Annotated in this window: 20 protein-coding genes; 9 read left to right on the top strand and 11 right to left on the bottom strand. The window is 69.8% G+C overall.

Annotated features, from left to right (window positions below):
* Nucleotides 1-191: 191 nt before the first annotated feature.
* Together ACZ32T_RS10575 and ACZ32T_RS10570 are read right to left on the bottom strand one after the other, a co-directional pair.
* The gene (locus ACZ32T_RS10575; RefSeq protein ID WP_467366319.1) at nucleotides 192-1,766 is read right to left on the bottom strand and encodes an adenosine deaminase family protein; all 1,575 of its coding nucleotides are present in this window, start codon (nucleotides 1,764-1,766) and stop codon (nucleotides 192-194) included.
* Between the two features lie 96 nt (nucleotides 1,767-1,862).
* A complete protein-coding gene (locus tag ACZ32T_RS10570; protein ID WP_467366254.1) occupies nucleotides 1,863-2,492 on the bottom strand; it encodes a histidine phosphatase family protein in 630 nt (209 codons plus the stop codon).
* A 204-nt stretch (nucleotides 2,493-2,696) separates the two neighbouring features.
* Between ACZ32T_RS10570 and ACZ32T_RS10565 the strand changes: the two genes are divergently transcribed.
* From ACZ32T_RS10565 to ACZ32T_RS10545, 5 genes are all read left to right on the top strand, one after another.
* Nucleotides 2,697-3,074, top strand: a complete 378-nt coding sequence (locus tag ACZ32T_RS10565; protein WP_467272896.1) for a hypothetical protein — start codon at nucleotides 2,697-2,699, stop codon at nucleotides 3,072-3,074.
* Between the two features lie 5 nt (nucleotides 3,075-3,079).
* Complete coding sequence (locus ACZ32T_RS10560; RefSeq protein ID WP_467366317.1) at nucleotides 3,080-4,948, top strand: alpha/beta hydrolase; 1,869 nt, start codon at nucleotides 3,080-3,082, stop codon at nucleotides 4,946-4,948.
* An 89-nt stretch (nucleotides 4,949-5,037) separates the two neighbouring features.
* On the top strand, nucleotides 5,038-5,490 hold the full coding sequence (locus ACZ32T_RS10555) for a hypothetical protein (protein WP_467366252.1): 453 nt from the start codon (nucleotides 5,038-5,040) through the stop codon (nucleotides 5,488-5,490).
* A 115-nt stretch (nucleotides 5,491-5,605) separates the two neighbouring features.
* On the top strand, nucleotides 5,606-6,595 hold the full coding sequence (locus ACZ32T_RS10550) for a C40 family peptidase (protein ID WP_467272892.1): 990 nt from the start codon (nucleotides 5,606-5,608) through the stop codon (nucleotides 6,593-6,595).
* Nucleotides 6,596-6,899: 304 nt separating this feature from the next.
* Nucleotides 6,900-7,631 (top strand): phosphatase PAP2 family protein, encoded by a 732-nt coding sequence (locus ACZ32T_RS10545; RefSeq protein WP_467272828.1) that lies wholly within the window; start codon nucleotides 6,900-6,902, stop codon nucleotides 7,629-7,631.
* A 99-nt stretch (nucleotides 7,632-7,730) separates the two neighbouring features.
* Here the strand turns inward: ACZ32T_RS10545 and ACZ32T_RS10540 are convergent, their stop codons facing one another.
* Nucleotides 7,731-7,946, bottom strand: coding sequence for a hypothetical protein (locus ACZ32T_RS10540; protein WP_467272826.1), 216 nt, complete (start codon nucleotides 7,944-7,946; stop codon nucleotides 7,731-7,733).
* A 153-nt stretch (nucleotides 7,947-8,099) separates the two neighbouring features.
* Here ACZ32T_RS10540 and ACZ32T_RS10535 point away from each other — a divergent pair, with 153 nt between their 5' ends.
* Nucleotides 8,100-8,984: an SCO4651 family lipoprotein gene (locus ACZ32T_RS10535; RefSeq protein ID WP_467366315.1), complete on the top strand. Its 885-nt coding sequence runs from the start codon at nucleotides 8,100-8,102 to the stop codon at nucleotides 8,982-8,984.
* 99 nt (nucleotides 8,985-9,083) lie between these two features.
* A complete protein-coding gene (locus ACZ32T_RS10530; protein WP_467272824.1) occupies nucleotides 9,084-9,293 on the top strand; it encodes a hypothetical protein in 210 nt (69 codons plus the stop codon).
* Between the two features lie 25 nt (nucleotides 9,294-9,318).
* Here the strand turns inward: ACZ32T_RS10530 and ACZ32T_RS10525 are convergent, their stop codons facing one another.
* Nucleotides 9,319-9,666, bottom strand: a complete 348-nt coding sequence (locus tag ACZ32T_RS10525; RefSeq protein WP_467272822.1) for a metal-sensitive transcriptional regulator — start codon at nucleotides 9,664-9,666, stop codon at nucleotides 9,319-9,321.
* Nucleotides 9,667-9,887: 221 nt separating this feature from the next.
* Here ACZ32T_RS10525 and ACZ32T_RS10520 point away from each other — a divergent pair, with 221 nt between their 5' ends.
* Nucleotides 9,888-10,508, top strand: coding sequence for a DUF47 domain-containing protein (locus ACZ32T_RS10520; protein ID WP_356708059.1), 621 nt, complete (start codon nucleotides 9,888-9,890; stop codon nucleotides 10,506-10,508).
* 5 nt (nucleotides 10,509-10,513) lie between these two features.
* On the top strand, nucleotides 10,514-11,512 hold the full coding sequence (locus ACZ32T_RS10515) for an inorganic phosphate transporter (RefSeq protein WP_205018016.1): 999 nt from the start codon (nucleotides 10,514-10,516) through the stop codon (nucleotides 11,510-11,512).
* 329 nt (nucleotides 11,513-11,841) lie between these two features.
* Here the strand turns inward: ACZ32T_RS10515 and pstB are convergent, their stop codons facing one another.
* The 7 genes from pstB to ACZ32T_RS10480 all read right to left on the bottom strand — a co-directional run bounded on the left by pstB (nucleotide 11,842) and on the right by ACZ32T_RS10480 (nucleotide 19,962).
* Complete coding sequence (gene pstB, locus ACZ32T_RS10510; protein WP_467272818.1) at nucleotides 11,842-12,618, bottom strand: phosphate ABC transporter ATP-binding protein PstB; 777 nt, start codon at nucleotides 12,616-12,618, stop codon at nucleotides 11,842-11,844.
* Between the two features lie 27 nt (nucleotides 12,619-12,645).
* Complete coding sequence (pstA, locus tag ACZ32T_RS10505) at nucleotides 12,646-13,734, bottom strand: phosphate ABC transporter permease PstA (protein WP_467272816.1); 1,089 nt, start codon at nucleotides 13,732-13,734, stop codon at nucleotides 12,646-12,648.
* Nucleotides 13,731-14,726, bottom strand: coding sequence for a phosphate ABC transporter permease subunit PstC (gene pstC, locus ACZ32T_RS10500; protein WP_467272814.1), 996 nt, complete (start codon nucleotides 14,724-14,726; stop codon nucleotides 13,731-13,733). The genes pstA and pstC overlap by 4 nt, the downstream gene beginning before the upstream one ends.
* A gap of 133 nt (nucleotides 14,727-14,859) precedes the next feature.
* Nucleotides 14,860-15,993 (bottom strand): phosphate ABC transporter substrate-binding protein PstS, encoded by a 1,134-nt coding sequence (gene pstS / locus ACZ32T_RS10495; RefSeq protein WP_467272812.1) that lies wholly within the window; start codon nucleotides 15,991-15,993, stop codon nucleotides 14,860-14,862.
* 336 nt (nucleotides 15,994-16,329) lie between these two features.
* Complete coding sequence (locus ACZ32T_RS10490; RefSeq protein ID WP_467272810.1) at nucleotides 16,330-16,740, bottom strand: NUDIX hydrolase; 411 nt, start codon at nucleotides 16,738-16,740, stop codon at nucleotides 16,330-16,332.
* Nucleotides 16,737-17,729, bottom strand: a complete 993-nt coding sequence (locus tag ACZ32T_RS10485) for a CHAD domain-containing protein (protein ID WP_467366250.1) — start codon at nucleotides 17,727-17,729, stop codon at nucleotides 16,737-16,739. The genes ACZ32T_RS10490 and ACZ32T_RS10485 overlap by 4 nt, the downstream gene beginning before the upstream one ends.
* On the bottom strand, nucleotides 17,716-19,962 hold the full coding sequence (locus ACZ32T_RS10480; protein WP_467272807.1) for an RNA degradosome polyphosphate kinase: 2,247 nt from the start codon (nucleotides 19,960-19,962) through the stop codon (nucleotides 17,716-17,718). The genes ACZ32T_RS10485 and ACZ32T_RS10480 overlap by 14 nt, the downstream gene beginning before the upstream one ends.
* Between the last annotated feature and the right edge of the window lie 38 nt (nucleotides 19,963-20,000).

The following is a 20,000-nucleotide window of genomic DNA, read 5'->3' as shown; positions in this document are numbered from 1 at the left end:
GTCGTGGCGCTCCGCGGCTGTCCCACATGCTGGGTGATCGGGCTGGCACAGACGATCTCGCGTGGACGCTTGGAAGGCTCCTGTGCGGGAGGCGCATGCCGGTTGTCACCAGCAGACCGTGTGCCAGGGCGGGGAGGGAAGGTGCTGTGACCGCGGAACAAGCTCCCCCGCCCTGGCAGCTCAGACCGGGGTCAGCCCGCGTAACGGGTCTCGAAGGCGCGGAAGGAGCGCTCCTGGCGCAGCTCCAGTCCGGCCTTCGGGTTCTGGGACGTGAACCGGGCGCAGCGCGCCGATTCCAGGACCTGGCACTCCGCGACAGGGCGGAAGCCCTGGCGCACGGGGTCGGAACGCCACAGGCTGCGGCCCGGCAGGAAGCTGTACTCCAGCGAGGCCCGGGCCAGGTCCTTCAGCTCCGGGTAGCCGAGTCCGTACGTACGGGCCGCCCGGCGGTACTCCTGGCCGATGTCACCGCGTGAGACCCCGGGGTCGTCGGTGGACAGCACCACGGGGACCCCGTACTTCCGGTAGACGGGGAACGGGTGCTCGTCTCCCTCGACCTGGAGGATCTGCGCGTTGCTGGTGAGCGGGACCTCCACGGCGATCTGGCGGCGGGCCATGTCGCGGGCGAGGCGCTGCCAGCGGTCCTCGTGCACCAGGTCGACACCATGACCGATGCGCTCGGCCTGGCCGGTGCGTACGGCGTCGTCGATGTGGAAGGTCAGGTCCTCGGGCTTCACCAGGCCGGGGACGAGCTCGCCGGCGTGCAGGGTGATGTGGGCGCGGGGGTATACCCCGTGCAGGTAGTCCAGCATGCGCATGTGCAGGCGGTAGTCCCGCAGGGAGATCTCGCCGTCCTCCGGCTGGACCAGGTTCACGGCGACGAACCGCTGATCGCGTTCGGCCAGGCGGAGCCCGAGGGCGATCTGGGTGAAGACTCGCTCCGGGGCGCTGTTGCGCGACACCTGGGAGACCCAGCGGACCGTGATCCGGCATGCGGGACGGGGGGTGGAGGTCGCGCAGTCCGCAGTGTCACGGAACTCCGTGTCGGCCGTGTCCGCTTCCTGCTTCGCGGTCGTCACCAGCTGGTCCAGCCGGCCACCGGCGAGCAGTTTGCGGTGCATGGCGGCGAGGTCGGCGTCCCAGCCGACATCGGCGGCCAGCTGCTTGGCGCCGGCCGAGGCGGGGCTGACCATGGTTTCCAGGTACGTCTGGTTCTGTGCGGCGGCGGTGCCCGCCACATCGGCCAGCATCTTCCCGCGGTGCGAGGTCGCGGCGCCGAACTTCCCGAACGTGGCGAAGAAGTGGTCGTGGCCCGACTCGCCCTGCGGGAAGTCCTGCATGGACCAGGCCCGGACGATCTCCTGCCGGAAACGGGCGTCCGTGAGGGCGTCCGCGGCCGGCCGGGTGCCGGTGCCGCACGGCGGTGCGACGGCGGTCATCGTGGCGTCGATGCAGAGCCCGTCGTCGGCCGCGAGCTGGATGAGGTACTCGGTGCGTACCGCGCCGGACAGGTGATTGTGCAGGTCACCTCCCTTGGGAAGCTCCCGGAAGAAGCGGCCGGCCTCCTCAGGATGTGCGCGCAGCCAGTCGGCGGTGCGCGCCTCGGCGGGGGTGGCCGTCCGGGGCGAGGGTACGGACGCGGCGGCGGCCTGCGCCGACTGCCCTGCGGGAAGTGATGCGGCCAGGGCGGCCGTGGCGAGCCCTGCGGCCGTCAACAACCGGCGGGCGCGGGATGAGTTGTGGTGTACGGAGATCACGCCTTGCATGATCACGAAGAGCGGCCCGCATGACCCCGGACCGCGAGGACACCGGACCGTAAACCATCCGTCCGGGGGACAAGCGGGTGCCGGGAGAGGTCCGGTTCATGCCCGGAGCTCGGGTGGGAAACCGGTCCAGCGAAGTTCGGCCGGGAGGTGGCCCATGTCGTTGACCATGACCAGGGCGGCAGGCCTTCCGGGCGTGTACCGGATGACGGTCAGCGCCGCGTTGGCGTGGTTGAGGCCCAGCCAGCGCCAGGCGGGTGCGTCGAGGGCGTCCCGTACCAGCCAGGCGGCCAGGAACGCGTGCGTGACGACCAGTTCGTGGCGGGGCTCCCCACCGTCCGCCGGCCCGGTGAACCGTTCCTGCGCTGCGCGGGCCAGCTCGGGGCCCCGGCTGCGCTCGTCCTCCGGGAACTGCTCCACGAACCCGAGGAACCGGTCCGCCGACTCCTCGGGGAGCTCCTCCCGGCGCGGGACGTACGGGACGTAGTCCCCGGCCGGCTCCGATGCCTGCAAGGGGATGCCCCTTCCCAGCCGCTCGTGGACCAGCCGGGCGGTCTGCGCGGCCCGGGGGAGCGGGCCGTGGTGGACGGCGGAGAGCGGTGTGCCCCGGAGCCGCTCGCCGAGGAGGGCTGCCTGGCGCCGGCCCCGTTCCGTCAGTTCGGTCTCGTCCGTGGACGCCTCGCCGTGCCGGGCGATGTAGAGGAAGCGGGTCGCGTTCGCGGTGGCCATGGGCCCCTTTTGGCTGGTCGGGGTGGTGCAGGGAGGGACGGCGTTCCCTTCCGGGCGGTTCCGGGTCGCGCGTTCGGGTGATCTCGGTGCGGTCCCTTCCTTGCGGCGGCGGGGGTCCGGTGCGCGCCGGGGGTACGCCCGGCGTGTCGGGTACGCCGGGTTTGACACAGTGCCGCTCCGTGATCGAGGAACGGGGTGAGCGCGATGGTCGTCGCACAGGGGCTGAATGATCCGGCGGGCCCGCCGGGCGGGGGTGACTGCGGCCCGAGGCTGCGTCACAACGACGGGCCGTGGCTGCGGGCAGCGGGGGGCGCGGCGGAGCTGGCGACCCAGCTGGCGCCCGTACGGGCGGAGTTGGGGCTGGCACACCAGGGACTCATGGCGGGGGCCGGCCGGCTGACCGCGCTCGCGGAGCTGGCGGCCGTACGGGAGTCCTGGGAGCGGCGGTTCCAGGCGGCGCAGGGCGAGTGCGGAAGCCTGGCGGCCGGGCTGCGGGACGTCGCGCGTACGCAGGGCGCCACGAACGAGGCCGTCAGGTCGTCCTTCGCCTCGGTGAAGCCGTGCGTAGGGGACGAGCGGTGACGCGGATGCTGACCTGGGCGGAGTTACGGGACCTGAAGTGCGCCGAGTTGGAGGGCGCGGCCGACGGCTGGGGCAGGTCGAGCAACCGGGCCGACGCGGCGCGGGACCGCATCGAGCAACAGCTGCTCACCGGTCTCCGCGACACGCAGGAGGGCGAGGCGGCGGGGGCAGCGGTCGCACGGCTGCGGCAGCTGGGGCGGAACTTCCAGTACGTGTACACCGAGTGCGGATTGCTCCGTACGACGCTGAACTCCCTGGCCCACGAGATGAAGACACAGCAGCGGGCGCTGAACGAGGCCTTGGAGGACGCCGCCGCGTTGAGATTCGCGGTGCACGCGGACGGGTCGGTGACGTACCCGGCTGCGGGCGCAGGGCTCGTCGACGGCGCGCCGCTGCGGGGCGGGACGGCGTCGTCGAACGGCCTCCCGGGGCTGGCCCCGCCGTCGGGCCTGGTCGCGCCGAACCCTCACGCGGCCAAGGCGCAGGACATCGCGGACCGGGTGACGGGGGCGGTGCGGGCCGCCTCCGAGATCGACTGGCGTTACGCGGGAATCCTGCGCCGGCTGAAGGCGGAAGAGGGGCTGAAGGTCCCGGACTCCACCTGGAAGGACGCGGCGGGTGACGCGGCGGCGGTGCGGGGGGCGGCGGGGGCGTACCTGAGGGACGCCATCCCGCTCGACGCGGCTCCGGCTGAGCGGCGTGACTGGTGGGCGGGGCTGACCCGGGAACAGCGCGAGGAGTACCTCGCGGTGTACCCGGACCAGATCGGGAACCTGGACGGAATCCCGGCCCTCGTCCGCGACGCGGCCAACCGGGACAACCTGCGGCTGCTGATCGGTGAGCTGGAGGGGCGGGACGACGAGAAGGCGGTGACGCAGCTGGCGGGGTTGCGGGAGATCGACCGGCAGTTGGGGGCGGGGACGCAGCCACCCATGTTTCTGCTGGGCATCGGGGACGAGGGGAACGGGCGGGCGATCGTTTCGTTCGGCAACCCTGATACGGCGAAGAATGTGGCGGCCTATGTGCCGGGGTTGGGCACCTCCCTCGACAAGGAGTTTGCGGAGGGTGACCTGAAGCGTGCGAGAGACATGGCAATCGGGGCCGCTGAGATAGATCCAGATTCCCCTACAGCAGCCATTGCATGGCTTGGTTACGATGCTCCTCAGGTCGCGTTCGGCGATCCGGCGGAAAGTTTGGACGTGGCCGGAGAGGATAACGCGAGGTCCGGGGCATCCGGATACAACGAGTTTATGTCGGGGCTCTCGGTAACCAACGAGAATGAGGACCCGCATGTGACGGCGATTGGCCATTCCTACGGTTCACTGGCAGTCGGCCTTGCTGCCCAGGAACGAGGTGGGATTCCCGGCGCGGACGACATTATTTTGGTGGGCAGCCCCGGGACAGGGGCCCGGAACGTGGATGAACTTGGGGTGGGGAGTGAGCACGTGTTCGTCGGGGCGGCCGAGAATGACTCAGTGACAAAGTTGCCCAACAGTCGAGAGGCCAGCGGGCTGGGAAGCGGTGCTGCGGGAGGGGCCTCGGTGGGTTTCGTTCTTGGCGCGGGTCTGGGCCCTGCTGGCGCTGTAGTGGGCGGGGCTGTGGGAGGTGCCGCAGGAGGTGCTGCGGGATATTTCGCGCAGGACGCCCATTCCAAGGAGAGTGACGCGTGGTTCGGTACCGATCCCGCGCACCGGGATTTCGGGGCCACTCGCTTTCGCGTCAGTGATGGGCCCGAGCCGATCCAGCGTGGTCATGGATTGGTGGAGGCACACTCCAACTACTTTCATCCGACGAAGGACCAGATGTCGTCAGACAACATCGCACGCATCGTTTCGGGTAGACCAGGCGAGATCGTTCGGGAGCGCCCCCGGTGAAACTTCGAATTGTCGCGACGTTGGTAGCCATCTTGGTGAGCTCGGGGTGTTCTTCGGCAGGGCCAGGCAGCGAAGATGATGGTGGGCGTATGAACATGCAGGAAGCGGCAGACAAGGCGGATGCCATTCTCGATGCGACGTTCGCCGGTATCGAGCCGACCGTGGAATGGGTGCACGGGCAGTCCACGGAGGGAAGTTGTGACCTTTCACGCAGGCGCGCCGTTCTGACTGTTATTTCAAAACAGAGGCGAGGCAGCTTCCTAGGGGTTGTGGAGCGTGGCTGGAAAGAGGCTGGATATCGCCAACTCGGTGTCAACGCCAGCGTCGAGAGCCCCGCGACCTATTTTGAGACGCCAGATGGCTTTCGCGTGCGGCTCCTCATCGGTGGGGGCGGCCAAGCCTTCTTCGAGGTTGCAACGCCGTGCGTGGACCGATCGCGGGTCACACCACCGACGACACCGCCGGGGAACCTGAGCCGTGTAGGCGAACCCATCCCCCGCCCCAACATCCGCTCGCCCTTCTGGTCCGCCGGCGCCCCCTGATCCCCCTCGGCCGCCCCTGACGCCCCCTCATGCCTCCATCCACCCGTACACACCAGCGAATCGCGTCGTGAACCGCGCCCGAATGGGGGATGGTTGAGGCGTGCGGAAATACTGGGTGTTCGTCGGCGGTGGGATCGGGCTGGGCCTGTGCTTCATCGCCCTGCTCGTCGTCGGGACGTACTCCGCCGCCGCCGGGATCTCCGGGGCGAGCGGAGCCGTCGGGCTGGCCAAGGGGGCCGTGCCCGCGCGGTACCAGCCGCTCGTCGAGAAGTGGGGCAATCTGTGCCCCGCCATCAACCCCGCCCTGCTGGCCGCGCAGTTGTATCAGGAAAGTGGCTGGAATCCGCGCGCCCAGAGCCACGCCGCCGCACAGGGCATCGCGCAGTTCATCCCCGGGACCTGGGCCTCGCACGGCATCGACGGGGACAAGGACGGGGACCGGGACGTCTGGGACCCCGCCGACGCGATCCCGTCCGCCGCGTCCTACGACTGCGAGCTCGCCGGTTACGTCAAGAAGGTGGCGGGCGACCCCACGGACAACATGCTCGCCGCGTACAACGCGGGTGCGTACCGCGTGATCCGGGCGGGCGGGGTTCCCGCGATCAGCGAGACGCAGAACTACGTGAAGATCATCCGATCCCTGGAGAAGAGTTTCGCCAAGCCGGTCGGCCGGGTGCAGCCTTCGCAGCAGGCCGCCGGGGCCATCTACTTCGCGCAGAAGAAGCTGGGTACCCCCTACCTCTGGGGCGGGAACGGGACGGCTGACCAGGGGGGCCGGTTCGACTGTTCCGGGCTGACTCAGGCCGCGTACCGGACGGTCGACATCGAGCTGCCCCGGGTGGCCAACGATCAGTACAACGCCGGCCCGCACCCCTCACGGGAGGAGCTTCTCCCCGGAGACCTGGTGTTTTTTTCGGACGATCTGAACAACTCGCGGGCCATCCGGCACGTCGGGCTCTACGTCGGCGGCGGCTACATGATCAACGCGCCGTACACCGGCGCGGTGATCCGGTTCGACAAGATCGACACCCCCGACTACTTCGGTGCGACGAGGGTCACGAAGGACGGGGCCGCGGCGCTTCCCACCGCGCTCCCGGAAAGCTGACAGGCAGTCGGCCGTGGCCGGAACTCTCCGTGAAGCCCAGGCCCTGAGCTGCGACGATGAGTCACTCTTCGATAACGTCATGGTGATCATTCGGTGGAGAGCGGAACGCAGAGAGCTGACAGACCGTTCCCTGGACTGGGACAGCATGCGCACATGACCACGCGCGGCTGTCCAGACCGGTCAGGCGTGACGGCATCATGGCGTGGCGCGGCACTGAATCCGCACCGACCACGGGGGTCAGACCAAGGCGACGCACGCCGTTGTGCGTCGCAGCAGAAGCAGACAAGGCAAGGGGCCGCGGCAGATGGCTGGACTCGCACTCGATGGGTCGAACCCCGATGTCAGCCTGCTCTACGACATCAATGGGCTGGCGAAGGCCGCTCCGACCTGGTTCGACCGGGTCATGGAGTTCGTCGGTGAATTCGGGATCATGCTCGCCATGGTCCTGGCGGTCCTGTGGTGCTGGTGGAGCGTGCGCCGACGCGGGACGACCGAGGACTCGGTGACGGCGGTTGCCGGGCTCGTGTGGGCACCGCTCGCCGCCGGGATCGCGTTGCTCATCAACATTCCGATCAGGGGCTTCGTGGAGCGACCCCGTCCGTTCTTCGACCACAAGGGGCTCGAAGTCCTGGTGAAGGGCAAGACGGACTTCTCCTTCGTGAGCGACCACGCGACGATGGCGATGGCGATCGCCGTGGGGCTCTTCGTGGCCAACAGGAAGTTCGGCCTGGTGGCGATCGCGCTGGCGCTCCTCGAGGGCTTCTGCCGCGTCTACATGGGCGTGCACTACCCGACCGACGTGATCGGCGGCTTCGCTCTCGGGACCGCTGTGGCGCTGCTGCTCGCCCCGCTCGCGATGATGCTGCTGACTCCCGTGGTGGGGGCCGTGGCCCGCGCCGGAGCGGTCGGGCGGCTCGTCCGCTCGGGCAAGGCGTCCACCGCTGTGGACGGGCGGGGCGAGGCACAGGGGATCCCGGAGCCGAGCACGGGCTCCGGCCTTGGCGGCGCGCCCGGCGAGAGGGACCTCGCCGCTTGAGGCGGAGATAACACCGGCGGTATGTGAGGGGCGCCCCCGCCGGGGGCGTCCCTTTCGCATGGGCCGAGCCGCGTGATGTGCCGGCGCCCGGCCAGGTCCTCAGCTGTCCGCGCCGGCGCGGTGTTCCGCCGCGTCCGTGCGGGCCCGGTCGCGCGCGCGACGGGCCGGTCCCGACCAGCCGCAGCTGCACCGGGCGATGCAGAACGAGCCTCGTTCGACCGTGGTGGTGTTGTGCGGCGGGGAAAGGGCGGTGACGGGTGCGGAGCCCGGAGCGAGCGACGGGGCCGGGGCGTGGGCTGGGGAGTCCTCATGCACGGATCCACGGTACTGCGGGCCGGTTGGTGCCGTCACCGAGTGGGCCGATCGGCTTCCGGAAGGGGCACGGTGGCGTGACGGGGCGCCCCGGCCGTCGTTAGGCGAGGCGGGCGGGAACTCGGTCAGGTGTACGTCGTTGGGGGCTGGCAGGCAATGGTGGTGCAGCAGCGCAGGTGCGGAGGCGGGCCGCTGGCCGTGTTGGCCCTGGCCGTCGCAGGCGTGGTGACGGTGGGCAGCGGATGCTCCGGTGCGGGCGGTGACGGCGGCGAGGTGACCGGTGAACGCGTCGCCCGGGCCGGCCCGGCGGGGGCCCCGGCGGCCGTGGTGCGCGGGGCGGCCGAGGCGCTCGCCGGTGCGGGCAGCGCCGAGACGCGTACGTCGATGGAGACCGCGGCCGGCGGCACGAGGGTGACGATCAGGGGCCAGGGGGCGTACGACTTCCGCAGGCAGCTGGGACGGATCAAGGTCCTCCTGCCCAAGGACGCCGCCGGCGCCGACGGACACCGGCCGATCACGGAGCTGCTGGCACCCGGTGCGCTGTACATGAAGAACCGTGGGGCCGGGGTGCCGGACGACAAATGGGTACGGATCGACACGAAGGCCCTGGAGGACGGGAATCTGGTCACCGGCGGTGTGACCGATCCGACGGCCTCCGCCGAATTGCTGCGGGGCGCGGGTGAGGTGACGTACGTCGGGCGGACGGAGCTGGCCGGAGTGGCGGTCCGGCACTACCGGGGCACGGCGGATCTCGGGCGTGCGGCGCGGGAGGCGTCGCCGTCCTCGCGCGGGGCGCTGGCCGCCGCGGCGAAAGGGTTCCGCACGGACACGGTGCCTTTCGACGCCTATCTGGACGACGAGGGGCTGCTGCGGAAGGTGCGCCACCGCTTCACCTTCGCGACCGAGGGCCCGGCGGTCGCGGTGGTCTCGACGATGCTGCTGTACGGCTTCGGGGCGCCGGTCTCCGTGGAGCTCCCGCCGGAGACGGACATCTATACGGGGCGGGTCCAGCAGGGCGGGAGTGGCCCGGAAACGCCGTAGGGAGGGGGCCGAAATGGTCCGTCCGTGCCATGCGCGGCGCGTGCCGCGCTCCCTACGCTAGGGAGTCGGTGCGCCAGGAGTCGGCGACAGCAGAGAGAGGTGACGCAGGTGGTGACGCTCAGCGCTCCGAACGCTCAGGACTGTGTGGCCCTCGCCGAGATCGAACTCTGCGGCGAACTCATGATCGCCGCGGCGGACGCGCTCGAGGACCGGCTCAGTCCCGACCGTATCGACGAGGTGCTCAACGTCAGGGGCGTTCCCTGCGAGCCGGTGCCGACGATCCCCCGGCAGGGCCGCCAGCGGGGATGACCTTTCCTCGGGCGGGCGGGCGGGGTCAGGTCCGCAGGAGGCGGGCGATCGCCTTGGTGGCCTCCTCGACCTTCGCGTCGATCTCCTCGCCGCCCTTGAGAGCGGCGTCCGCGACGCAGTGGCGCAAATGCTCCTCCAGCAGCTGGAGTGCGAAGGACTGCAACGCCTTGGTGGAGGCCGAGACCTGGGTGAGTATGTCGATGCAGTAGACGTCCTCGTCCACCATCCGCTGGAGTCCACGGATCTGGCCCTCGATGCGGCGCAGCCGCTTGAGGTGCTCCTCCTTCTGGTGGTGGTACCCGTGGATGCCGCGGTCGTGGTCGGTGACGACCGCTTCCGTACCGCCTGCTTCGGCGGCCTCGGTGGTGGTCATGGGGTCCTCCCGTTGTCCTCGTGGCCTGCGGTGCGCGTGCCGTTCTGTACCGTCTACATACCCCTGCCGGGTATATCGTACCGAATCCAGCCGAAACGTGACCGGGGGGCCGTGCTGATCACTGTGCCCGATGCGCGACACTGAAGAACGCCGGTTAGCCGTGGCCGGATGATGCGCCTAGCATCAGCCTGACCGAATCCAAAGCACCCCGAGGACCCCACGTGCGCTTTCGTCTGACCCCCAGGGAGACGAGCTTCTACGACATGTTTTCCGCATCCGCGGACAACATCGTCACGGGCTCGAAGCTCCTGATGGAACTGCTCGGGGCGGATTCTGCCTCCCGAGTCGAGATCGCGGAGCGTATGCGGGCAGCGGAGCACGCGGGGGACGATGCCACCCACGCGATCTTCCACCAGCTGAACTCCTCCTTCATCACGCCGTTCGACCGCGAGGACATCTACAACCTCGCCTCGCAGCTCGACGACATCATGGACTTCATGGAGGAGGCCGTCGACCTGGTCGTGCTGTACCAGATCGATGAGCTCCCGAAGGGTGTCGAGCAGCAGATCGAGGTCCTGGCCAGGGCGGCGGAACTGACCGCCGAGGCCATGCCGAGTCTGCGGACCATGGACAACCTCACCGAGTACTGGATCGAGGTCAACCGCCTGGAGAACCAGGCCGACCAGATCCACCGCAAACTGCTCGCGCAGCTGTTCAACGGCAAGTACGACGCCATGGACGTGCTGAAGCTCAAGCAGATCGTGGACGTGCTGGAAGAGGCGGCTGACGCGTTCGAGCACGTCGCCAACACCGTGGAGACCATCGCGGTCAAGGAGTCCTGAACCTCGTGGACACCTTTGCGCTGATCGTGACCATCGGTGTCGCGCTCGGCTTCACGTATACGAACGGCTTCCACGACTCGGCGAACGCCATCGCCACTTCGGTCTCCACCCGGGCGCTGACCCCGCGTGCGGCTCTGGCGATGGCCGCTGTGATGAACCTCGCAGGCGCCTTCCTGGGCCAGGGGGTCGCCAAGACCGTCAGTGAAGGCCTGATCGCCACGCCCGAGGGCCAGAAGGGGATGGGCATCCTCTTCGCGGCGCTGGTCGGCGCGATCATATGGAACCTCGTCACCTGGTACTACGGTCTGCCGTCGTCGTCCTCGCACGCCCTGTTCGGCGGCATGGTCGGCGCGGCGCTGGCAGGCGGGACGATGGTGCACTGGGACGGCGTGCTGTCCAAGATCGTCATCCCGATGTTCCTGTCGCCCGTCATAGGTCTGGTCGTCGGCTATCTGGTGATGGTCGGGATCATGTGGATATTCCGGAAGACCAACCCCCACAAGGCCAAGCGTGGCTTCCGCATCGCGCAGACGGTCTCGGCGGCGGGCATGGCGCTCGGACACGGTCTGCAGGACGCCCAGAAGACCATGGGCATCGTGGTGATGGCGCTGGTCATCGCCGATGTCGAGGGCCCGAACGACGAGATCCCGGTCTGGGTGAAGATCGCCTGTGCGGCGATGCTGTCCCTCGGGACGTACGCGGGCGGCTGGCGCATCATGCGTACGCTCGGCCGCAAGATCATCGAGCTGGACCCGCCGCAGGGCTTCGCCGCGGAGACGACCGGGGCGTCGATCATGTTCGGCTCGGCGTTCCTCTTCCACGCACCGATCTCCACGACTCATGTGATCACCTCGGCGATCATGGGTGTCGGCGCCACGAAGCGGGTGAACGCCGTGCGGTGGGGGGTGGCCAAGAACATCATCCTGGGGTGGTTCATCACCATGCCGGCTGCGGCGTTGGTGGCGGCGCTCAGCTATGGGGTTGTCGTGCTGCTCTTCGGGTGAGCGGTGCTCGAAGGTTGTCCTCAAGCGCCGGACGGGCTTGAAAAGACGCCCTCAATCGCCGGGCGGGCTTGATGGTGCCGGGCTGGGCTTGGTGGCGCCGCGATCGGTGGCGCCGGGCGGGCTTGATGGCGCCGGGCTGGGCTTGGTGGCGCCGCGATCGGTGGTGCCGGGCTGGGCTTGATGGCGCCACGCTTGGTGGCGCGGGGCTGGGCTCGATCGTGCTGGGTCCTGGTGCTCATGGGTCCGCCCCTGCTCTCCTGTGGAGAGCGGGGGCGGGCCCTTCGCCTTGTGGTGGCACCGCCATGCAGCACCCCAAGGCCGTCTGTGGTTTATCCGAAGCGGCCCGAGATGTAGTCCTCGGTCGCCTGGACCGACGGGTTGGAGAAGATCCGCTCCGTCTCGTCGATCTCGATCAGCCGGCCGGGCTTGCCCACCGCCGAGAGGTTGAAGAACGCCGTCCGGTCCGAGACGCGTGCCGCCTGCTGCATGTTGTGCGTCACGATGACGATCGTGAAGCGCTCCTTGAGCTCGCCGATCAGGTCCTCGATGGCGAGGGTCGAGATCGGGTCGAGCGCCGAGCACGGCTCGTCCATCAGCAGCACGTCCGGCTCGACCGCGATCGCGCGGGCGATGCACAGGCGCTGCTGCTGTCCGCCGGAGAGGCCGGAGCCCGGCTTGTTCAGGCGGTCCTTGACCTCGTTCCAGAGGTTGGCGCCCTTGAGGGACCGCTCGACGATGTCCGACAGCTCGTTCTTGCGGTACGAGCCGTTCAGCCGCAGGCCCGCCGCGACGTTGTCGAAGATCGACATGGTCGGGAAGGGGTTCGGGCGCTGGAAGACCATGCCGACCGTGCGGCGCACGGTGACGGGGTCGACGCCGGAGCCGTAGAGGTTCTCGTCGTCCAGCAGCACCTTGCCCTCGACGCGGCCGCCGGGGGTGACCTCGTGCATGCGGTTCAGGGTGCGCAGGAAGGTGGACTTACCGCAGCCGGACGGGCCGATGAACGCCGTCACGGAGCGGGGTTCCACGGTCATCGAGATGTCCTCGATGGCCTTGTGGGAGCCGTAGAAGGCGGAGAGGCCGCCGATGTCGATGCGCTTGGCCATGTGGAATCAACTGCTTTCTGCGTGGCCTCAGCGGCCGGTCTTCGGGGCCTTCCAGCGGGCGATGCCGCGGGCCACCAGATTGAGGATCATGACGAAGGCGATCAGCACCAGTGCTGCGGCCCAGGCGCGGTCGTAGGACGCGACCTCGCCGACCTTGTACTGCTCGTAGATGTAGAACGGCAGTGAGGACTGGGCGCCTTCGAAGGGGTTGGTGTTGATCAGCTGGCTGCCGAAGACCAGCAGCATGATCGGCGCGGTCTCACCGGCGATACGGGCGATGGCGAGCATGACGCCCGTCGTGATGCCGCCGATCGCGGTCGGGAGGACCACCTTCAGGATGGTGCGCCACTTCGGGATGCCGAGGGCGAGGGAGGCCTCGCGGAGCTCGTTGGGGACGAGCTTGAGCATCTCCTCGGTGGAGCGGACCACGACCGGGATCATCAGGATGGTCAGGGCCAGCGAGCCCATCAGGCCGGAGTAGTCCAGCTTCGCCATCAGCATGATCGACAGGATGAAGAGACCGGCCACGATGGACGGGATGCCCGTCATGACGTCGACGAAGAAGGTGACGGCCTTGGCGAGCGCGCCCCTGCCGTACTCCACCAGGTAGACCGCGGTCAGCAGGCCGAGCGGGACGGAGATCACCGTGGCGATCCCGACCTGCTCCAGGGTGCCGATCAGGGCGTGGTAGACACCGCCGGTGTGCTCGTAGCCGAGGACACCGGCCATCGAGTGGGTGAGGAAGTAGCCGTCGAGGCGCTCGATGCCGCGGCTGACCGTGGTCCAGAGCAGCGAGGCGAGCGGGACGACGGCGATGAGGAAGCACACCCAGACGATGCTGGTGGCGAGGCGGTCCTTGGCCTGGCGCTTGTTCTCGACCACGCTCGTCACGACGTACGAGATGGCCAGGAAGAACAGGGCGGAGATCAGGCCCCACTGGACGCGGCTGTGCCAGCCGGCCGCCAGGGAGATCCCCACGCCGAGTGCGATCGCCACGGCGGCGAAGCCGATCGGGGACCAGCGGGGAAGGCTGCGGCTGCTGAGGCCGGCCTTGCCGGGTTCCGGCGAGATCCGCGGACGGTCGTCCTGGATGTCGGTGGTGGTGGCGTTGCTCATGCGTTGGCCCCCGAGTACTCCTTGCGGCGGGCGATGATGAGCCGGGCCGCGCCGTTGACCAGCAGGGTGAGGACGAAGAGGACGAGGCCCGAGGCGATCAGGGCGTCACGCCCGACGAACTCGTCGGCCTCGCCGAACTTGGCGGCGATGTTCTGTGCGAAGGTCCCGCCGCCGGGGTTCAGGATGTGCAGCGAGATCAGGAAGCTCGGGGAGAGGACCGTGGCGACGGCCATCGTCTCGCCGAGCGCCCGGCCCAGGCCGAGCATCGACGCCGACATGATGCCGGAGCGGCCGAAGGGCAGGACCGAGAGGCGGATGACCTCCCAGCGGGTGGCGCCGAGGGCGAGCGCCGCTTCCTCGTTCATCTTCGGGACCTGGAGGAAGACCTCGCGGCTGACGCTGGTCACGATCGGCAGGATCATGATCGCGAGCAGGATGCCGACGGTGAAGAGCGAGCGGGGCACCCCGATCTCGGTCTGGTCGAAGACGTACGTCCAGCCGAAGAACTGGTCGAGCCAGAGGTTCAGGCCCTCCAGGTACGGAACGAGGACGAGCGCGCCCCAGATGCCGTAGATGATGCTGGGGACCGCGGCGAGCAGGTCGATCACGAAGGCGATGGGGGCGGCCAGCTTGCGCGGCGCGTAGTGCGAGATGAAGAGGGCGATGCCGACAGCGATCGGAACCGCGATGACCATCGCGATGATCGAGCTGACGACGGTGCCGAAGAGCAGGACCGCGATGCCGAAGACCGGTGGGTCACCGGCCGGGTTCCAGTCGAAGGTGGTGAGGAAGTTGCCCTCGTTCTGCGATATCGCCAGGTAGGAGCGGTAGCTGAGGAACACGGCGATCGACGCCATGACCACGAGCAGCAGAATGCCCGAGCCGCGTGAGAGGCCCAGGAAGATCTTGTCGCCTGCGCGCCCGGTGGACTTGGGGCGGCCGCGTGTTTCCGGCGGAGCCGGTGGGATGTCGAGCGGTGTGGTGGAAGCCATGGTCTTTCCGGTCTGTGTGGGGGAGCGGCTGGCTCCCCTGGCGGCGGTGCACCGGATGGTCGGGCGGTGGGGGGCCGGTCCGGAGGGGTGCGCCGGACCGGCCCGCCTGTGCGTGCGTGTCGTGCGGGCCGGGTTACTTGAGCCCGGCGACCGTCTCGCGGACCTTGGCGTTGATCGCCTCGGGGATCGGGGCGTAGCCGGCGTCGGTGAGGACCTTCTGGCCGTCCGCGGAGGCGGTGTAGGTCAGGAAGGACTTGACGGTGCCGAGGGTGTCGGCCTTGTTGCCGGTGTCGCAGACGACCTCGTACGTCACGAGGACCAGCGGGTAGGCGCCCTCGGCCTTGGTGGTGTAGTCGAGGTCGAGCGCCAGGTCCTTGCCGGTGCCCTTGACCTTGGCGGCGGCGATGGCCTTGGAGGCGTTCTCCGAGGTGGCCTCGACCGGGGCGGCGCCACCGGTGTCGATGTCGACGGTGGTGATGTCCTGGGACTTGGCGTACGACAGCTCGAAGTAGCCGATGGAGCCGTCGACGGCCTTCACCTGGCTGGCGACACCGGAGGAGCCGGACGCGGCCTGGCCACCGGGGGCCGGCCACTTCTTCTCGGCCTCGTACTTCCAGTCGCTCGGGGCCGCGGCGTTCAGGTACTTGCCGAGGTTCTGCGTGGTGCCGGAGTCCTCGGAGCGGTGGAAGGCCTGGATGTCCTTGGCCGGCAGCGTGACGCCCTCGTTGAGCGCGGCGATCGCCGGGTCGTTCCACTTCTTGATCTTGCTGTCGAAGATCTTGGCGAGCGTGGAGGCGTCCAGCGTCAGCTTGTCGACGCCCTCGACGTGGAAGCCGATCGCGATCGGTCCGCCGACCATCGGGAGGTTGATGCCCTGGCCCGTCTTGCAGATGGCCTTCGACGCGGTGACCTCTTCGGGCTTCAGGGCGGAGTCCGAGCCGGCGAAGCCGACGGTGCCCTGGTTGAAGGCGACGATGCCCTCACCGGAGGAGGAGGAGCTGTAGTTGATCTCCACGCCGGAGCAGGCGGCCATGTAGTTCTTGACCCAGAGGTCCATCGCGTTCTTCTGGGCGCTGGACCCGGAAGCGCGCAGCTGGCCCTCGGCGCCGTCGCACTTGATGTTCGACGCGGCGGCGCTGGTCTTGCCGCCGTCAGCGTCGGCGCCGGTGTTGTCATCCGAACCGCACGCCGTGAGGACCAGGGCGCCGGAGACGGCGAGGGCACCGAGCGCGGTGGCACGAAGCCGGTTCTTGCGCTGAAGCTTCACTTTCGGGGTGTTCCTTCCAGGAGCCGCCGCGGCTGGTGGGGACGAGGCGGCGTGCGATGAGGATCGGTGCGGCGGCTTGGCGCCGTGCACCTTGTACGTCCGAAATTAGGCAGAACAGGTGAAGCGGCCTGCGGGGGAGAGTGAACGGCAGGTGAACCGTGTCGGGCGGGCTGGTTCCGTCGCGCGGCGGAGCGGCCGGAGGGGGCCGGGGGCGTGGCCGGCGGACCCGGCGGTGACGTACGCGTGTGCCGGGCGGCCCGGGGGCGGGTCGGAAGGGCAGGCCGGCGCGGTCCTCGGCCCTGCGGGGGCGGGACAGGGCGGCCGGCCGGCGAGTCCTCAGGCCGGCGGGGCGCTCTCCAGGAAGGCGTCCAGCTGGACGCGGTCGCCGGGGCGGCTCAGGCGGGCACGGGCCGCGCCGGGGGTGAGCCACGCCAGCCGGTCTACCTCGTCGTTCGGCTCGAAAGCGCCGTCCGCCGCCTCCGCCGCCCAGTAGCTGACCTCTTTGGGGCGCCCGTTCGCCAGGTACCGGGCGGTGGGCAGGGCGGCGCCCGGCGCACAGTGGTGTCCCGTCTCCTCCAGGACCTCGCGCAGGGCGGCCTCCAGCGTCGTCTCGCCGCGTTTCAGCTTGCCCTTGGGGAAGGACCAGTCGTCGTAGCGCGGACGGTGGACCAGGCAGATCTCCAGGCCGCCGCCCGGGGCGCGGCGCCACAGCACGCACCCCGCGGCCAGGACCGGCGTGTCGCTCATGACGCGGTCACGGCTGCCGCGTACGGCCAGGCCTCACGGAACACGGCGCGCGCCGCCTCCACCTCGTGCCGCTGGTCGGCGTGGAGCACGCCCAGGGCGTACGCCGTCGCGGGGGCGATGCGCGGGGTGCGCGCCGCCGCCGCGGCGGCCGCGGCGGCCTCTGCCGCGTCCCGGTGCAGGTCCAGTGCGTGTCCCGGCCCGGCGAGGGCCGGATCGGGGGCGCCCCGCAGCATCTCGTGCGCGTACCGGTGGAGCCGCAGCAGCAGGCGTGCCTGGTACCAGAGGGCGTCGTGGGCCTCGTTGTACGGCTCCACCGCCTCGTCGGGCGGGAGTGCGGCCACCGCGTCCAGCATCAGCTGCTCGGCCAGCTCCGCCGGTGCGCGCAGCACCTCCTCGGCCGGCTCCGCCGCCGAGGCCGACAGGGGGACGTCCGAGGCGAGCAGCGCCACGGCGTCGGCGACGGCGTGGAAGCGGGAGGAGCCCAGGGCCTGGAGCGCCGCCGAGTGGGCGCGGGTCCTGGCGAGGGTCAGCCGGCGCTCCAGGAGCGCTCCGGCCCGGGCCGCGCCCACACCGAGCGCCGCCCGCTCCTTGTCGCTGCCGTCCGGGCCCTCGCCCGAGGCGGGCCGGGCCGCCGGGAGCGAGGCGCCGGAGAGCTGGTGCAGCGCCTCCAGGAGCCGGCCGAGCCGGGTGGCGTACGCGTGTTCGCGGGCCAGGGTGCCGGAGAGCCAGGCCAGCTCGGCGCGGAGCTGGTCGGCCCAGGCGGGGTCGAGCGCACCCCGGAAGGTGTGCAGCGTTCCGCTGATGCGGCGCGCCGCGTGGCGCAGCGCGCGTGCGGCGTCGTCGGCGCTCTGCGTGCCGGCGTCCGCGGGGACGCTGTGCTCGTGGTGCAGCCGCAGGCCCCGTAGGAAGCAGGCGGCCTGTTCGCGCAGGTAGGGCGCGAGGACTGCTTCCGCGGAAACGGTCGTCGTCTGGTGGTCAGGGCGTCGCACGCCGGCGCCTCCGGGCGTCAATGAGCATCTCTTGTACGTGCCGCAGTGGTTGTCCGTCCGCGTCCGTGGAGTGCCGGGTCCAGTTTCCGTCGGGGCCCAGGTGCCAGGAGGAGGTGGTGTCGGACATACCTGTTTCCAGGAGCCTGCTGAGGGCGGCGCGATGCGCGGGGTCGGTGACGCGGACCAGTGCTTCGATCCGGCGGTCGAGGTTACGGTGCATCATGTCGGCGCTGCCGAACCACACTTCGGGTTCGCCGCCGTTGCCGAAGGCGAAGAGCCGGGAGTGTTCGAGGAAGCGGCCGAGTATCGAGCGGACCCGGATGTTCTCGGAGAGTCCGGTCACGCCGGGGCGGATCGCGCAGATGCCGCGCACCCAGATGTCGACCGGCACACCGGCCTGGCCCGCCCGGTAGCAGGCGTCGATGACCGCCTCGTCGACCATCGAGTTGACCTTGATGCGCACGTAGGCGAGGCGTCCGGCGCGCTGGTGGGTGATCTCCTTGTCGATACGGGCGATCAGGCCGTCGCGCAGGGACTTCGGGGCGACCAGCAGCCGGCGGTAGGTCTCGCGGCGGGAGTAACCGGAGAGCCGGTTGAAGAGGTCGGACAGGTCCGCGCCGACCTGCGGGTCCGCGGTCAGCAGGCCGAGGTCCTCGTAGAGCCGGGCCGTCTTGGGGTGGTAGTTGCCGGTGCCGACGTGGGAGTAGCGGCGCAGCGTGTCGCCCTCCTGGCGCACGACGAGCGACAGCTTGCAGTGGGTCTTGAGGCCGACGAGGCCGTAGACGACGTGGCAGCCGGACTCCTCCAGCTTGCGGGCCCACTTGATGTTGGCCTGCTCGTCGAAGCGTGCCTTGATCTCGACGAGGACGAGGACCTGCTTGCCGGATTCGGCGGCGTCGATCAGGGCGTCCACTATCGGCGAGTCGCCCGAGGTCCGGTACAGGGTCTGCTTGATCGCGAGGACGTCCGGATCGCCCGCCGCCTGCTCCAGGAAGGCCTGGACGGAGGTCGAGAAGGAGTCGTACGGGTGGTGCAGCAGCACATCGCGTTCGCGCAGGGCGGCGAATATGTCGGGGGCGGAGGCGGACTCGACCTCGGCCAGGTCGCGGTGGGTGCCGGCGATGAACTTGGGGTACTTCAGCTCGGGCCGGTCCAGCGACGCGATGCCGAACAGTCCGGTGAGGTCGAGCGGACCCGGCAGCGGGTAGAGCTCGGTCTCGGAGATCTTCAGCTCGCGCACGAGCAGGTCCAGGACGTACGGGTCGATGGACTCCTCGACCTCCAGGCGGACCGGCGGGCCGAAGCGGCGCCGCATGAGCTCCTTCTCCAGGGCCTGGAGCAGATTCTCGGCGTCGTCCTCCTCGACCTCCAGGTCCTCGTTCCTGGTGACCCGGAACATGTGGTGCGCGAGGACCTCCATGCCGGGGAAGAGCTCTTCGAGGTGCGCCGCGATGATGTCCTCTATCGGGACGTAGCGCTGGGGGGACGCCTCCAGGAAGCGGGTGAGCAGCGGCGGCACCTTGACGCGGGCGAAGTGGCGGTGGCCGCTGACCGGGTTGCGCACGACGACGGCGAGGTTCAGCGAGAGCCCGGAGATGTACGGGAACGGGTGCGCGGGGTCCACGGCCAGCGGGGTCAGCACGGGGAAGACCCGCTGCCGGAAGAAGGTGAAGAGGCGGGCCTGTTCCTTCTCGGTCAGCTCGGGCCAGCGGACCAGCTGGATGCCCTCGTCGGACAGGGCCGGCGCGATGTCCTGCTGGTAGCAGGCGGCGTGGCGTGCCATGAGCTCCCGGGAGCGGGTCCAGATCAGGTCGAGGACCTCGCGGGGCTGCAGCCCGGACGCGGAGCGGGTGGCGACACCGGTCGCGATACGGCGCTTGAGGCCGGCGACCCGGACCATGAAGAACTCGTCCAGGTTCGAGGCGAAGATCGCGAGGAAATTAGCCCGTTCGAGTAGTGGTGTGGCGGGGTCCTCGGCGAGTTCCAGTACGCGTTCGTTGAACGCGAGCCAACTGCGTTCCCGGTCGAGGAACCGTCCCTGCGGCAGCTCGTCGCCGTCGCCCTCGGGCTCGTACGCGTCCGGGTCGTTGTCCAGATCGGGGTCGAGATCGGCGGCGGTGGACAGCGCCGTGGGCACCGCGCCCGCGACGGCGTGGGGCCGGTGGGCGGCGAGGGAGCCGACCGACGGCTGGGCGGGCTGGACCGGGACCTCGGAGCTGGGCTGCTGGCTCATGGACCTATTCTTCCGCGCCTTCGGCTCCTCAGGCGCGT

This window comes from Streptomyces sp. NPDC023573, assembly GCF_055559735.1.
Note: the sequence above shows the minus strand (reverse complement) of the source record. Positions and strands in the feature narration are given on the sequence as shown.

Bases quoted from the DNA above. Each gene is read 5' to 3' on its own strand.
- ACZ32T_RS10575 (WP_467366319.1), bottom strand. From the start codon at position 1,766: ATGCAAGGCGTGATCTCCGTACACCACAACTCATCCCGCGCCCGCCGG.
- ACZ32T_RS10570 (WP_467366254.1), bottom strand. From the start codon at position 2,492: ATGGCCACCGCGAACGCGACCCGCTTCCTCTACATCGCCCGGCACGGC.
- ACZ32T_RS10565 (WP_467272896.1), top strand. From the start codon at position 2,697: ATGGTCGTCGCACAGGGGCTGAATGATCCGGCGGGCCCGCCGGGCGGG.
- ACZ32T_RS10560 (WP_467366317.1), top strand. From the start codon at position 3,080: ATGCTGACCTGGGCGGAGTTACGGGACCTGAAGTGCGCCGAGTTGGAG.
- ACZ32T_RS10555 (WP_467366252.1), top strand. From the start codon at position 5,038: ATGAACATGCAGGAAGCGGCAGACAAGGCGGATGCCATTCTCGATGCG.
- ACZ32T_RS10545 (WP_467272828.1), top strand. From the start codon at position 6,900: ATGGCTGGACTCGCACTCGATGGGTCGAACCCCGATGTCAGCCTGCTC.
- ACZ32T_RS10535 (WP_467366315.1), top strand. From the start codon at position 8,100: ATGGTGGTGCAGCAGCGCAGGTGCGGAGGCGGGCCGCTGGCCGTGTTG.
- ACZ32T_RS10525 (WP_467272822.1), bottom strand. From the start codon at position 9,666: ATGACCACCACCGAGGCCGCCGAAGCAGGCGGTACGGAAGCGGTCGTC.
- pstB (WP_467272818.1), bottom strand. From the start codon at position 12,618: ATGGCCAAGCGCATCGACATCGGCGGCCTCTCCGCCTTCTACGGCTCC.
- pstA (WP_467272816.1), bottom strand. From the start codon at position 13,734: ATGAGCAACGCCACCACCACCGACATCCAGGACGACCGTCCGCGGATC.
- pstC (WP_467272814.1), bottom strand. From the start codon at position 14,726: ATGGCTTCCACCACACCGCTCGACATCCCACCGGCTCCGCCGGAAACA.
- ACZ32T_RS10490 (WP_467272810.1), bottom strand. From the start codon at position 16,740: ATGAGCGACACGCCGGTCCTGGCCGCGGGGTGCGTGCTGTGGCGCCGC.
- ACZ32T_RS10480 (WP_467272807.1), bottom strand. From the start codon at position 19,962: ATGAGCCAGCAGCCCAGCTCCGAGGTCCCGGTCCAGCCCGCCCAGCCG.